Source organism: Pedobacter sp., from assembly GCF_037719805.1.
Taxonomy (GTDB): Bacteria; Bacteroidota; Bacteroidia; order Sphingobacteriales; family Sphingobacteriaceae; genus Pedobacter.
This window is the reverse complement of sequence record NZ_JBBJLZ010000006.1, coordinates 388,937-402,484: the sequence shown is the minus strand read 5'-3', so window position 1 is coordinate 402,484 and position 13,548 is coordinate 388,937. Positions and strand designations below refer to the sequence as shown.

Annotated in this window: 13 protein-coding genes; 10 read left to right on the top strand and 3 right to left on the bottom strand. The window is 41.3% G+C overall.

The annotated features are described in order from the left end of the window. The first annotated feature begins 3 nt into the window (after positions 1–3). From WKF66_RS21155 to WKF66_RS21140, 4 genes are all read left to right on the top strand, one after another. Entirely contained in the window at positions 4–840 is an 837-nt protein-coding gene (locus WKF66_RS21155) for a DUF3658 domain-containing protein (protein WP_489676502.1), read from the top strand. 275 nt (positions 841–1,115) lie between these two features. Beyond that, positions 1,116–1,811 (top strand): DUF6266 family protein, encoded by a 696-nt coding sequence (locus WKF66_RS21150; RefSeq protein ID WP_489676501.1) that lies wholly within the window; start codon positions 1,116–1,118, stop codon positions 1,809–1,811. 133 nt (positions 1,812–1,944) lie between these two features. Continuing rightward, complete coding sequence (locus WKF66_RS21145; protein WP_489676500.1) at positions 1,945–2,703, top strand: phosphatase PAP2 family protein; 759 nt, start codon at positions 1,945–1,947, stop codon at positions 2,701–2,703. 134 nt (positions 2,704–2,837) lie between these two features. Beyond that, complete coding sequence (locus WKF66_RS21140; protein ID WP_489676499.1) at positions 2,838–5,249, top strand: TonB-dependent receptor; 2,412 nt, start codon at positions 2,838–2,840, stop codon at positions 5,247–5,249. Here WKF66_RS21140 and WKF66_RS21135 read toward each other — a convergent pair. Next, positions 5,246–6,934: an ABC transporter substrate-binding protein gene (locus WKF66_RS21135; protein WP_489676498.1), complete on the bottom strand. Its 1,689-nt coding sequence runs from the start codon at positions 6,932–6,934 to the stop codon at positions 5,246–5,248. The genes WKF66_RS21140 and WKF66_RS21135 overlap by 4 nt on opposite strands. On the opposite strand from WKF66_RS21135, the gene WKF66_RS21130 reads away from it, so the two are divergent. Continuing rightward, positions 6,935–7,393, top strand: a complete 459-nt coding sequence (locus WKF66_RS21130) for a substrate-binding domain-containing protein (protein ID WP_489676497.1) — start codon at positions 6,935–6,937, stop codon at positions 7,391–7,393. Here the strand turns inward: WKF66_RS21130 and WKF66_RS21125 are convergent. Then, positions 7,380–7,901 (bottom strand): NADPH-dependent FMN reductase, encoded by a 522-nt coding sequence (locus tag WKF66_RS21125; RefSeq protein WP_489676496.1) that lies wholly within the window; start codon positions 7,899–7,901, stop codon positions 7,380–7,382. The genes WKF66_RS21130 and WKF66_RS21125 overlap by 14 nt on opposite strands. A 180-nt stretch (positions 7,902–8,081) precedes the next feature. On the opposite strand from WKF66_RS21125, the gene WKF66_RS21120 reads away from it, so the two are divergent. From WKF66_RS21120 to lepB, 5 genes are all read left to right on the top strand, one after another. Beyond that, complete coding sequence (locus WKF66_RS21120) at positions 8,082–8,888, top strand: ParA family protein (RefSeq protein ID WP_489676495.1); 807 nt, start codon at positions 8,082–8,084, stop codon at positions 8,886–8,888. Between the two features lie 6 nt (positions 8,889–8,894). Beyond that, positions 8,895–9,815, top strand: coding sequence for a ParB/RepB/Spo0J family partition protein (locus WKF66_RS21115; RefSeq protein WP_489676494.1), 921 nt, complete (start codon positions 8,895–8,897; stop codon positions 9,813–9,815). Further along, positions 9,815–10,447, top strand: a complete 633-nt coding sequence (locus WKF66_RS21110) for a DUF5683 domain-containing protein (RefSeq protein WP_489676493.1) — start codon at positions 9,815–9,817, stop codon at positions 10,445–10,447. The genes WKF66_RS21115 and WKF66_RS21110 overlap by 1 nt, the downstream gene beginning before the upstream one ends. Positions 10,448–10,512: 65 nt before the next feature. After that, positions 10,513–11,253 carry a 4-hydroxy-tetrahydrodipicolinate reductase gene (dapB, locus tag WKF66_RS21105; protein ID WP_489676492.1) on the top strand — a complete coding sequence of 247 codons (741 nt, stop codon included), beginning with the start codon at positions 10,513–10,515 and terminating at the stop codon, positions 11,251–11,253. Positions 11,254–11,261: 8 nt separating this feature from the next. Next, a complete protein-coding gene (lepB, locus tag WKF66_RS21100) occupies positions 11,262–12,470 on the top strand; it encodes a signal peptidase I (RefSeq protein ID WP_489676491.1) in 1,209 nt (402 codons plus the stop codon). On the opposite strand, the gene WKF66_RS21095 is transcribed toward lepB, so the two are convergent. Further along, complete coding sequence (locus tag WKF66_RS21095; protein ID WP_489676490.1) at positions 12,450–13,547, bottom strand: Ldh family oxidoreductase; 1,098 nt, start codon at positions 13,545–13,547, stop codon at positions 12,450–12,452. The two genes, lepB and WKF66_RS21095, sit on opposite strands and share 21 nt — an antisense overlap. Position 13,548 lies beyond the last annotated feature (1 nt).

The window sequence follows — 13,548 nt, the reverse complement described above, 5'->3', positions numbered from 1 at the left end:
TCGATGGATGTGACCAGGAATGTTCATGTAATTTTTGGTCTATATTTGAAAAGCAGCTTGGAAAGAAGTTTTTCTGTCGCAGCACATTTAGCAGGTGAAGTGTTTAGCTTAGGCGATGATCATCGAATAGGCCCAATAGCAACATTAGATACTCCAGAAGGCTTTTTAGCCAGGAAGGAGTGGTTCAAAAACATTGATGATGATTGCCTTAACCGTAACTTTGAAGCCGAGGGTGTCAATGATTATGCGACTATTGAAGCCATTAAGCAACTGCTTTTAAAAGGCCAGGTCATTCATATTTGGTTTGGAGATAATTCATTTGATCTTTTAGCTTTGGGCAGACTTTTTACGGCAATCCAGCACTTTGCGAAGCAATTGATTTTAGTCCCTGTATCAGAATCGATTCAAAAATCGCTAAATAATCGGGAGTTTGTTCCAAAGGCGCTAGCCGTGTTAAGAATTGAACAAATCCCACTTTTAGAGCAACATTTTAGAGCTACTACTGACTTAGATTTAGAACGGTTTTTGAAAATTTGGTCAGCAGCGACCCTGCGGACAGAAAGCTTAAGAATGGTTAATGCTAAAGGTGAATTTCAAGAAAATGTATTGGAAAAAATTAACGATGTGCTCATTTCTTTCTGTACAGATGAGTATCAGAAATCTGCCCGGGTAATTGGTGAAACTTTCGTGCAATTAGATTTTGAAGTATCTGATGCAACGCTGAACTGGATGCTTAAGACACTCATTACAACCGGGCAACTCCAGGCACAGGGAACATTGGGGGCGATGCGTGATTACAAGGTTAAGCTCATCCCTTTAGCAATCAAAAATGCAAAGTAATTTTCCTGCTTAATCGTAGCTCATTCTGCTTTGTGCACAAAGCCTTCCTAATATTTATAAAATCGGGTTTATTTCACTGCTGTGAGAATTGATCGGCGAGCTTTACAAATTGTCATCACTTGCCCGTGTAAAGGTTTAGGTTGGTAGGGCCTTGGTTCCCCCTTCCGACCGCGTTGGTACCGGGTTGGTTCCGCTAACGCGGAAACAATGCGGTATTAATGCGGAAACATCGGGATATTAACGATACCTTACAGAATCACAAACCAAATATAATCATGGGAAAATTACCTCAAGGCCCTTTCGGGGCAACAACCGGGAAAATAGGGAACATCGTTAGTTATGTGCTTAAAGGGGAAACTGTCTTTCGAAGGGTCGGAAAGACTAAGAAAAAGCGTTCGGCTGGACAAGCAGCTTCCAGACAACGATTTAAATTGGTAAACGATTTGCTACACCACATCACAGGATTTATCAATCTCGGCTTCTTGTTCAAGATGGAGGGTACACCACTAAATCAACACAACATTGCAACATCCCTTAATATGCGAAACGCCATTAAGGGAAGCTATCCTAATTTTGAAATTGACTATCGTAAAGTCGTCGTTAGCGAAGGTAAACTTTTAGCTGCTAATTCACCTACAGCCATAGTTACGCAACACAATGTGACCATAAATTGGGATTACGTGGAAGAACGGGACTTTTCTTTTAGAAATGACCGGGCAATGGTCTTACTCATTTATCCGTTAAAACAGTCTTCAATATACTATTTAAGCGCCGCGGAACGCTCCGCCGGAACTCAGGTTTTCACAATTGCTGCGGACGAAACAAACGAAAGCCCGGAAATTTATATTTCTTTTTTAGCTGAGGACAGGTTGAGCGTGAGTAATAGTACCTGGATAAGTTATTTGGCAAACGAACAAAGTTCCAGTGTAATTCCATTGCTGTGCAACAGTTGCTTTTTCAACGTCAAGTAAGGGAAAGTTTATGGGGGAAGAATTATTTAAATCGTCATTTTAACTGGAGCGGTAATTACTGCAGAAAGCGGCATTAATAATTATTGGGTTCCAAGCTTTGTAGCAGCGAAGTTATTTCCTTATTTTCGTATCGATGAGATCGATTTTAATGTGGCTCTTACTTTTCGCCGTTCCCACATTCGCACAGACGCAGCCAACGGATTCGTTGTCAACTATTAAAGCGGTTGAAAAAACGAATATGCCGAGGACTTCCGGCTGGATAATTCCTGGCATGCTGATTAGTTATGGTGCAATATCACTGCTTGGAAACACGGAGGTTAGAAGTCTCGATTATACCACTCAAGCTGAACTTCAGGAAGATCATCCCACCTTTGCTTTTAAAATAGACAATTATACCCGGTACGTTCCAGCTATCGCTGTTTACGGCTTAGATTTAATTGGGGTTAAAGCGAAGAACAATATAAAAGACAGGACCGGAATGTTACTTCTCTCTGCTGGCCTGGTTAGTGGCAGCGTGGGAGTTACCAAGCTACTTGCACACCGGCTTAGACCCAATGGCGCAGATAACAGATCATTTCCTTCCGGGCATACTTCGTTTGCATTTATGACTGCTGAATTTTTGCATCAGGAATATAAAGATCAATCGATCTGGTATAGTGTTGGAGGATATGCCCTCGCAACGGGAACAGGAATGCTCCGTTTGTACAACAACGCACATTGGTTTAGTGACGTGGTAGCTGGAGCTGGTTTCGGAATTCTCTCCACAAAAGTATCTTACTGGATTTACCCTTCGTTGAAACGAAGGTTATTCAAGAATAAGCCTGGCAGCATGCAGTTTGCTCCAAGTTATCAGAAAGGTAACGCAGGCTTCAACTTCAATTATCAGTTCTAATCCTTACAATTAGTTTTGGCGACCGTCAAAAAGCGTTTGTTCACCGATGAAATTTGGTGAATAGTCAGTAGTCTGTTTAGAAATTATGTAACATAATCGACCTTGCGCAGACTAATTGATCAAGAACAAACGAAATGAAACAACTTTTACTTTTACTTGCTGTTTGGGGAATTGCACTTTCAGCTTATGCACAATATCCAACAGGTCCCGGGGCTCAAAAACCAAAAGTTACCGGCCGGATCTCGGCATTAATACTTGACTCGCTTACTAAAAAGCCAATAGATTATGCTAGTATAGCCCTGACCAAAGGGCCAACAAATATATCTGTAAATGGTGGAGTAACTGATGTAAAAGGTAAAGTGGTGTTGCAAAACATCGCTCCAGACACTTATACACTTTCAATCGGCTTTCTTGGATATAAAACAAAGTCACTTCGTGTTAAAACAAGTCCAGAAAAACCCGATGCAAACCTGGGCACCATTTATATTAGCCCCACAGAAAGCAATCTGAAAGAAGTAGCAATTGTTGGTCAGAAGGCCATGATTGAAAACAAAGTGGACAAGCTGGTATATAATGCAGAGAATGATATCACTAATGCTGGCGGAGATGCGACGGATGTGTTGCGTAAGGTGCCAATGCTTTCTGTAGATATGAATGGAAACATCCAGCTTAGAGGAAGTGCAGTTCGGGTACTTATCAACGGCAAACCTTCTGGAACTATGGCAAACAGCGTAGCTGATGCCTTGAAAATGATTCCGGCAGAGCAGATAAAAAGCGTCGAGGTCATCACAAGTCCGTCGGCTAAGTACGATGCGGAGGGATCAGGGGGGATCATCAACATTATTACCAAAAAGACTAGTGCAGAAGGTGTGAGTGGAAGTGTAAATACATCTGCAGGTACTCGCTCAAATAACGGAGCATTTAATCTAAACGTTAAGTCCGGCCGGTTGGCGTTGACTACAAACTTAGGAGTTAACCATGCCTATCCACAAAGTTCCAGAATGGATAACTTCAATAGCTCGACTATCAACGGAACGACTAACACTGTTTCTCAAACTGGTTTCTCGAAATGGTCACGAGTTGGGTATAATGGTAGCGCAGGTTTAGATTACGATTTAAATGGTTATAATAATTTCTCTACCAATGTGAAGTTTAATAGCTTCTCTAATGGGGGGCCGGGTAGCTCTGACATCTTAATTAACCAGGTATTGTCGCGCAACATCAGAGACATGGATATGGGCTTCAATAATGTGGACTGGACTGCAGATTATAGGAAGACGACAAAAAGGAAAGGTGAAGAATTTAGTATTTCAGGCCAACTTACTTCAGGAAGAAACACAAGTGACTTTTCTAACGAATTTATCAATGCCAATCTACCTTCACAATTTGTGATTAACAGCAATACCGGAAAGAATAATGAATACACTTTGCAGAGTGACTATGTGTACCCATTTAGCAAAACAACAACATTTGAAACTGGTGTAAAAGGCATAGCAAGAAAAATATCGAGCGACTATGATGTTGCTGCTCAAGACTTCGACTATGATCAGAATGTAGCCTCTGCATATGGTGTGCTTGGTTTCAAGCTGACAAAGAAGATCACTGCAAAAGCGGGTTTACGCGCTGAGTATACAGATATTAGTGGTTTAGCCGGAAATGCTCAGAATTTCGACAATGACTATTTCAACCTTTTTCCTAGTCTAATCCTATCTCAAACGCTGAAAGGTATGAGTACGATCAAGTTAAGTTACAACAAAAGGGTACAGCGCCCGAGTTTGTTCTACTTGAATCCATTTAGAAACGAAAGCGATATTTACAACCCGATTGAGGGTAATCCACAGCTTGATCCGGAGTTGACGAATAACATAGAAATGGGTTATTCTACTTTTATCAAGGGAGCTGTAATCAGTGCCTCTATTTTCTATAAAAATACTCAGAATGTAATAGAAAGTGCGATTCGTCCGCTTGTGGAGAATGGAGTAAATAAGAATTTAACATCTTATTTGAACGTCGGTACCAGTGAATCTTACGGTGTTAATGTATTTGGATCTTATAATCCAAACACTAAATGGACATTGATGAGCAATTTTGGATTGAATACCTACGAAGTAAATAACGATGCGCTCGATATCAACACAGGAACTTTGATAAACTACAATGTCTATGCACGTTCGTCCTATCGGTTTAACGCAGGTTGGAGCACAGAGCTTTGGGGCGTGATTAACTCTCCAAAACGGACCTTCCAGGGAAAAACTGACATGATGTATTTTTACGGTGCTGCGGTTAAAAAAGACTTAATGGGTAAGAAAGCAACTATTGGATTGAATGTATTAAACCCATTCAACAGGGATCTGAACATTAAAACAGTGAACAATACAGCGAACTCGATTCAAAGTACAGATATTCATTATCCATTGCGTTCTTTCGGATTAAGCTTTAGCTACAACTTTGGAAAATTAAAGTTTGTGCAGAAGAAATCAGTTAAGAATGACGACTTAAAGAAAGAAGAGCAACAGCAAGGTGGAATGGGCGGAGTACAAAATTAATTCTTTTTAACAGTCTTGAGGATCATCAAATTTAGCGGGTTGTTACCATACCCGCTAATATTGTTTTGAGTCATGATGACTGACTGGTCATAAAAAATAGGAACCATATTGCCGTTTTCCATCACCATATTGTCCATCTTCTGATACAATTTAAAACGCTCCTTGTCGTCACTCACGTAATAACTCTTTTCAAATAGTTTATCAAACTCCTTGTTGTAATAAGCAGTATAGTTCGGTCCGTTAGGAACCTTATTTTTAGAATAAAAAACTGCGAGGTAGTTTTCAGCATCGGGATAATCTGCTATCCAGGAACCACGAAAGAAATTAACTTCATTTTTAGACATCAGATCTCTGAGGCTGGCACTAGGACTAGCATCAACTTTCACCTTGATGCCAATTGCATTTAGCTCGCCCTGTATAAATTCTATAAGGTCTTTGTAAGTTGTAGAGGTATTCAAAGTGACTTCAGGCATGCCTTTCCCGTTAGGGAATCCAGCTTCGGCAAGTAATCTGGCTGCCTTCTCAGGTTCGTAATGATAACCCTTTACAGCGGTGCTGTCGTAACCTGGCATTCCCTTAGGAACAAATCCTGCAGTTGCGGGAATTCCAACTCCATTGCGCAAGTATTTAATGAGCTTTTGCTTGTCGATCGCATAGTTGATCGCCTGGCGCACTTTCTTGTATTTTAAAGGAGAGTTTTTGACCATGGCAAGGTTAGTGTCAACCAGAATCCCTACGTATTCAGTACATAAATAGGATCCTTTTGTCAGGTTGAATTTACCCTTATACTTATTGGTCATCTTACCGCTTTTCGTGAGAATGTCATCCCGGTAGCTTCCGTCAACCTTATCAAAGAAGTCAAGTTCTTTTTTAATGAAATTCATAAAAGCACTTTGTTTGTCGCTGATGAAGCTGACTTTGACTGCATCGAGGTAGGGGAGTTGTACCCGGCCTTCCTTTTCCCAGTAGTGCTCATTTCTAAGCAAGACCATGACTTCATCTTCTTTCCAGTATTTGAATTTGAACGGCCCTGTACCTACAGGATGGTTTCTAAAATCTTTCCCATAATGATCCACGATTTCTCTGGGTACTACCGAGCAATATTGAATAGCAAGAATCTTCATGAAAGCAGGAGAGGGCTTAGTCAAATGAACTTGAAATGTCGTGTCATTTAACGCTTTGAAGCTGTTTGCATCTTTCACTTTATCATTGAAGATCCAACCGCCTGAAGAGCCGACCTTAGGATCTATGAGTCTGTAAAAACTGTAAGCGAAATCAGAGGCGACAACTTTACGTCCCTTACCCTTAGGAAACAGCGGATGGTCATGAAAGTAAACGTCGTTTCTTAAGTTAAAGGTATAAGTGAGGCCATCAGGACTGATTTGCCAGGTTTTGGCTATTGCAGGAACTGTGTTTAGGGCACTGTCAATTTGTACGAGACCATTAAAAATCTGGTTGGTCATCCACATCGCGTTTTGGTTACGCGAGAAAGCCGGGTCCAGTGAAGTTAAGCCCTGGTCAAGATTCATATTGAAAACCTTTTTATCAGATTGCTTTTGGGAAGTACCGCAGGAAACCATAAGCGTAAGCAAGACGGCACAAAATATATTGGGGAAAATACAACGCATCGGCTCAGGAATACTATTTTTGCACAAATTAGGAAGAAAGTTGGATAAACAAATCATATGTCTTTTTTAAATACGCTTATTGATACGGTAAGAGATGAGGACTTGCGTGAGCGCCTACAAGAGCGTGTAGACATCATACAGCATAAGATTAAATTTATGGACCCGGTTTCTGTAGCTATTCTGGAAACAGATAACGGGGGGTCATATCATCTTACCGTTCTGCTGGAAGAAGCTGGTGGATCCTTGCAAGATGATCCGATAAACGCGAGAGTAATAATTTATACGGAACAAGGCTATCCGGTGCTTCAGCTGATGGGGATCGTACCTTCGTTATTGAGAGAAGAATGGCCTGCTGTGCAATTTAGCCGTGTGTATCTGTGGGATGATGAGGCCGCAGTAACGGATACGGCAGAACAAGCCGTTCTCGCATTAGAAGATCTTGCAGAAATGTTATATCCAGGGTACTTTGTTTTTGGAAATGAGGGCGAAACCTGGATCAGCTTTAAAACGAGATAAACTTATCCATCTGTTCGTTCGTAAACTTTAAAGTATCCTCTTTAAAAAAATCTCCTTCGTCATTAAACTCTGTTTTGATATAAGGAATGTGCAGCCTAAGCGGCAAGACAGTCAGGTGCAGATAGCTGCATACGCCTGCAAAGTGGTCTATCCCACGAATATTGCCATATTTACCAGAAGAAACGCCTACTAAGGCTGCTTTTTTATCGTAAAAGCTTTCCGGAAAGTTGCAGGCATCGATGAACGTCTTAAGCACACCAGGGAAACTTCCGTTGTACTCAGGGATAATAAATAAGAATTTCGTAGTCTTGGTCACCTGATCCTGTATCACCTGAAACTGCTCGCTTCGCTTACCAAAAAGGTCGGTGCTGATCAAGGTGTCTGGTAAATCGGTCAAATTGAATAAGTTGGTTTCCAGCCCCTTTGATGACAAAGTTTTCTGGTAATATTTAGCGACTTTATAGGTATTACTTCCCTGTCTGTTAGTGCCCGAAATGATGGTTACCATGTTTGAATTGTTAATAAGATGTGTAAAACACGTGTGGCCGGAGTACCGAAATTATCATTTACTTTGTATCTTAGCTGATCGTGTAAAAATGCCCAAAACGTCGCAAAAATAGCATTTTTTACGCATTTATACCGAGCAACACAAGTCTTCACACAACAATTGAACCTAGTTATAGAATAGATGAGTAAAATTATTGCATTAGCAAATCAGAAAGGTGGTGTTGGTAAAACTACTTCATCCATCAATCTGGCCGCAAGTTTAGCAGTACTGGAATATAAAACGTTATTAGTTGATGCAGACCCTCAGGCAAATTCGACCTCAGGCATCGGATTTGACCCAAGAGCTATTAAGAATAGCATTTACGAATGTATCATCAATGATATTGAGCCATCTGAAGCCATTCAGAAAACGGAGACTCCAAATCTTGACCTTTTACCTGCACATATTGATCTGGTAGGTGCAGAAATAGAAATGATCAACCTGAACAACAGGGAATATAAAATGAAAGCTGTTTTGGAAAAGATCAAAGATCAGTACGACTTTATCATCGTCGACTGCTCTCCATCTTTAGGTTTGATTACCATCAACGCATTAACGGCTGCTGATTCTGTGATTATCCCGGTCCAGTGCGAGTATTTCGCTCTGGAAGGTCTGGGTAAGTTGTTGAATACAATTAAAATTGTGCAGAACCGTTTAAATCCTGAGTTGGAGATTGAAGGAATTTTGTTAACAATGTATGACGTACGTTTGCGACTTTCTAATCAGGTTGTGGAGGAAGTTAGGACGCATTTCCAGGATCTGGTTTTTGAAACGATCATTCAACGAAATACCCGTTTAAGTGAGGCGCCTAGCTATGGAGTTTCAGTAATTATGCACGATGCAAATTGTAAAGGTGCGATAAACTATTTGAACCTTGCAAGAGAGATCGTTCGTAAGAATGGGATGGTTAAAGAATTGGAAAGCGAGACTACAGCTATTATTAAATAAGTATTGATGACATCTTTTCAGCGAAAAACGGGTTTAGGTAGGGGATTGAGTGCGCTTTTGGACGACTCCGATGCCGTTAATCTGCCTAAGAGCGGTGGCGTTATTCCAACTGGGGAAACCAAGCCAGAGAGCAAGAACGGCAACAGTATCGGCAATGTAAACATCAATGATGTCGAGACCAATCCTTTCCAGCCGCGTACCGAATTTGATCAGGTCGCACTAAACGAACTGTCGGAGTCTATTAAAATCCAGGGTCTGATTCAGCCAATAACAGTAAGGAAAAAAGATAGCGGTGGTTATCAGTTAATTGCAGGGGAACGGAGGCTTAGGGCTTCTAAGTTGGCTGGTTTAACTGAGATCCCCGCATATATTCGCCTGGCGAATGACCAACAGATGCTGGAAATGGCGCTTATCGAGAACATTCAACGTGAAAACCTGAATGCGATTGAGGTGGCGTTAAGTTTCCAGAGAATGATGGAAGAGTGTAATTTTAAACAGGAGCAACTTGGAGAACGGGTTGGTAAAAACCGGTCTACTGTAACCAACTATCTTAGGTTATTGAAGTTGCCTCCGGCAATTCAGGTATCCATCAGAGACGGAAAAATATCTATGGGACATGCAAGGGCGTTGATCAGCGTGGAAAGCACGGAACAGCAATTGTTTATTCACCATGAGATTATCGACAAAGGCCTTTCTGTACGTAAAGTAGAGGAACTGGTTAGAAACATAGGGATTATACCGGATGCGAAACCTGGTAAAAAGTCCGCGCCTATCTCTTTCGAGTATCAAAAGCTGCAGAGGGAACTTACTTCGAAGTTTTCTACACGGGTGAAGCTTAAGGTCTCTGAAAATGGAAAGGGTGCAATTGAAATCCCCTTCGGTTCTCAAGATGATTTAAGTAGAATTCTGGAATTACTTGACTGGTGATGTATAGGTTAATATTTGTATTGTTAATGTTGACTGCTTTTGCAGTTCATGGACAAGTTCGGCCTGTGCCTTCAACTGGACGCCCGGATACCAATAGATTGGATACGTTGAAATCTGCTGGTACCGACACGTTAAAACCTAAATACATCAACATGGGTAAGATCCAGGGGCGACGCGCAGCGATAAGCTCAGCAATTCTTCCGGGTCTTGGACAGATTAGAAACGGAGTTACGTTTTATCGTTTATTGAAGGTTGCTGGTATTTATACTGGAGGTACGTTGCTAACCCTGTCTTATATCGACAACAGTAAAAAATACAAAGACTTTTTGGCCGAGATTAATGCCAGAGCAGCCAATGGTGGAGTTGCTAAGCCTGGAAGTCAGTATGAAGCATACCCTTCGCCTGGCCTCGTTGCAGCTAAGGATAATGCCAGAAGGAACAGGGAGGTAGTTATATTCTCAATGGCAGGGCTATACCTTTTAAATATTATTGAGGCATACATAGACGCAAGATTGAAATATTTCGATGTTGGTGAGGTTACTTTCAAGGTCAGGCCAGGCCTTCTTAATACTGGCAGCATGTATGGCTTTAGTCCGGTATCTCCCGGATTAAGAATTACACTTGCTTTATAATATCTTTGCAATTAAGAGATACTTAATCTGAAGCTTTGGTTTCAACAAATTAACAGAGAATAATAATGAAAATAGCTTTACTCGGATACGGTAAAATGGGTCAAATCATTGAACGTTTCGCCATAGATAGAGGTCACGAAATTGTGTTGAAGATAGCGGGTGACAATAAAGAAGAATTAACTGAATCCAATCTGCGTAAGGCAGATGTGGCTATAGACTTCAGTGCTCCTGATGCAGCCTTAGAAAATATATATGCCTGTTTTACAGCGAATTTACCTGTTGTAGTTGGCACGACTGGATGGTATGGGCAGTTGCAAGAAGTAAAGAATGAGTGCCTCACAAGTAACAATACGCTGCTTTATGGGTCGAACTTTAGTATTGGGGTTAATATTTTCTTTCATATGAATAAGATGCTGGCAAAGTTAATGAACAACTTTCCTGCATATGAAGTTCAGGTAGAAGAGATTCATCATACTCAAAAGTTGGATTCACCAAGCGGGACGGCCATGACGATTGCTGAAGGGATCATTGATAACCTTGATCGCAAAACAGAATGGGTCAATGAACTGATCGGAACTCCCTTCGAAAACATTTTGAAAAAAGAAGAGCTGTTGATTGAATCGCATAGGATTGAGAACATCCCTGGTACACACACCGTAGTTTATAGCTCTGAGGTTGATGAGATTGAATTTAAACATACTGCACATAGTCGCTCTGGTTTCGCACTAGGTGCAATTGTTGCCGCAGAATGGTTAGAAAACCGACAGGGCTTTTATAATATCACTGATATATTTAATTTTAAATAAGATACAATATGAGTTGGAAATTCTGGCAAAAGAATAACGATGGTAAGCCAAAAAAGAAAAAGACCAAGAGCAGGGAATGGGTTGATGCCATCCTTTTCGCTGTAATAGCTGCTACTATAATTCGTGTATTCTTTATTGAAGCCTATACGATTCCAACTGGATCAATGGAGCGCTCTTTGTTAATAGGAGACTTTTTATTTGTAAGTAAAGTTAATTATGGCGCACGTATACCAATGACTCCGGTTGCTTTTCCATTTGCGCATCATACGATGCCATACACCACAAGTACAAAGGCATACTGGGACGGCGTTCAATGGAAGTATAGGAGATTACCTGGTTTACAAGAGATCAAAAGAAATGATGTTGTAGTGTTTAACTATCCGCAAGGCGATACAGTAGCTGTTGAAGCGCAGGATAACGATTATTACAGGATGGTGAGAAATACAAGCTGGAAGCAGATCAACTCTTCTTATACCATCATTTACAGGCCTGTTGATAAAAGAGAAAATTACATCAAGAGATGTATAGGTATCGCAGGGGATATTATATCCATGAAAAATGGCTTGGTATCAGTTAATGGAAAGCCAGAAAAACTGAAGAATACCGGTCAATTCACTTACGAAGTTAAGTTCAAGAGTGCAGAGGTCAATTTCGGCATATTCGAGGAGATGGGCTTTAATTTAAATGGCGACTATCCGGATATTTATCCGCAATCTGATGGTTCCTATAAATTTACTGCAACGGAGCCAATGATGAATGAGGTGAAGAAGCTTGACTTTGTCGGATCGGTGAGAGAACTATCTGCAGCCTCCGGAGAAGCGGAGTCAGACGTGTTTCCATTTGACGCCAAAAGAAAGTGGAATGTAGACAACTTTGGTCCTGTGCAAATTCCTAAAAAGGGTTGGACGGTTCAGTTAGACAGTAACACGATGCCTTTGTATGAAAGGAGCATTAGGATCTATGAAGGTAACAAAGTAGAGAAATCGGGTACAGGATGGCTGATCAATGGGCAGCCGGCAAGCAGTTATACTTTCAAGATGGACTATTACTGGATGATGGGTGATAACAGGCACAATTCATTAGATTCAAGATATTGGGGTTTTGTACCAGAAGATCACATAGTAGGTAAAGCGTTATTCATTTGGATGAGCTATGATACCAATGGGTCATGGTTCGGAAAGATCCGCTGGAACAGACTATTGAGAGGAATAAACTAAACCTTCAACGCCTAATTTGGAAGCGAGTTCATTTAAATCGTTTACAACGGCATCTATCAACGGGATGCCGTTTTTTTTACGATCAATCTCAAAAGCATACTCCGGTTCTCCCGGAATGATTACTTTCTTATCTGGATCAATCGTCTTTGCGCTTTTAAAGCGTTCTATCCAGTTATCCAGATGATCTTTAAAGTCTTGTGCAGGTCTAAACCCATCTATTCGCATAGCGCCTAAGAAGTGACCAATTCCTTCACCCACTGGGTTCGCAGACGGCTCAAGAAATGCGACAAATGGCGGCACCCATGGGCCGTAATTGGCGCCGGATAGTACTGCAGATAAAATATCGACTGTTGCGCTAAGTCCATAGCCCTTATGACTCCCATGTTCTTTATCACTTCCAAGTGGCAACAAGGAACCCCCTGCTTTCAGTTCATTCGGATCAGTCGTAGGATTTCCTGATTTATCTTGTGCCCAACCTTCGGGAATTGGAAGATTGGCACGTTGCGCAATCTCAAGCTTACCATTAGCTGCGGCCGCCGTTGCCATATCAACGATTACCGGTGGATATTTTCCGGCAGGGAAGCCATAGCACATTGGATTTGTCCCTAAAAGGCGTTCATTGGCATAAGTTGGAGCAACGAGTGGGCTTGCATTGGTCATGCTTATACCAATCATATCCTGTTCTACAGCCATTAACGAATGGTAAGCTGCAATCCCGAAATGATTGGAATTTTTAACAGCCACCCAGCCGCTTCCGTATACTTTTGCTTTTTCGATGGCTACTTTCATAGCAAAGGGCGCCACAACTAATCCAAGGCCAGCATCTCCGTCTATTGTGGCAGTTGTAGGCGTCTCGTGGACTATTCTGATGTTAGGTTTTGGATTGATTCGTTCTTTTTCCCATAAGCGGATGTACCCGCTAAGACGAGCAACTCCATGCGAGTCAATTCCTCTTAAGTCAGACTTTAATAAAACATCTGTTGCAAGGTCAGCATCATTAGTAGGGCAGCCCATTTTAAGAAAAACCGACTTAGTGAACGCACGAAGTTGCTGTTCGGGAAAGGTTATAAAGGTCATC

Excerpts from the sequence above, each read along its gene's own strand:
- WKF66_RS21155 (WP_489676502.1), top strand. The coding sequence starts at position 4 with ATGGATGTGACCAGGAATGTTCATGTAATTTTTGGTCTATATTTGAAA.
- WKF66_RS21150 (WP_489676501.1), top strand. The coding sequence starts at position 1,116 with ATGGGAAAATTACCTCAAGGCCCTTTCGGGGCAACAACCGGGAAAATA.
- WKF66_RS21145 (WP_489676500.1), top strand. The coding sequence starts at position 1,945 with ATGAGATCGATTTTAATGTGGCTCTTACTTTTCGCCGTTCCCACATTC.
- WKF66_RS21140 (WP_489676499.1), top strand. The coding sequence starts at position 2,838 with ATGAAACAACTTTTACTTTTACTTGCTGTTTGGGGAATTGCACTTTCA.
- WKF66_RS21135 (WP_489676498.1), bottom strand. The coding sequence starts at position 6,934 with ATGATTTGTTTATCCAACTTTCTTCCTAATTTGTGCAAAAATAGTATT.
- WKF66_RS21130 (WP_489676497.1), top strand. The coding sequence starts at position 6,935 with ATGTCTTTTTTAAATACGCTTATTGATACGGTAAGAGATGAGGACTTG.
- WKF66_RS21125 (WP_489676496.1), bottom strand. The coding sequence starts at position 7,901 with ATGGTAACCATCATTTCGGGCACTAACAGACAGGGAAGTAATACCTAT.
- WKF66_RS21120 (WP_489676495.1), top strand. The coding sequence starts at position 8,082 with ATGAGTAAAATTATTGCATTAGCAAATCAGAAAGGTGGTGTTGGTAAA.
- WKF66_RS21115 (WP_489676494.1), top strand. The coding sequence starts at position 8,895 with ATGACATCTTTTCAGCGAAAAACGGGTTTAGGTAGGGGATTGAGTGCG.
- WKF66_RS21110 (WP_489676493.1), top strand. The coding sequence starts at position 9,815 with ATGTATAGGTTAATATTTGTATTGTTAATGTTGACTGCTTTTGCAGTT.
- dapB (WP_489676492.1), top strand. The coding sequence starts at position 10,513 with ATGAAAATAGCTTTACTCGGATACGGTAAAATGGGTCAAATCATTGAA.
- lepB (WP_489676491.1), top strand. The coding sequence starts at position 11,262 with ATGAGTTGGAAATTCTGGCAAAAGAATAACGATGGTAAGCCAAAAAAG.
- WKF66_RS21095 (WP_489676490.1), bottom strand. The coding sequence starts at position 13,547 with ATGACCTTTATAACCTTTCCCGAACAGCAACTTCGTGCGTTCACTAAG.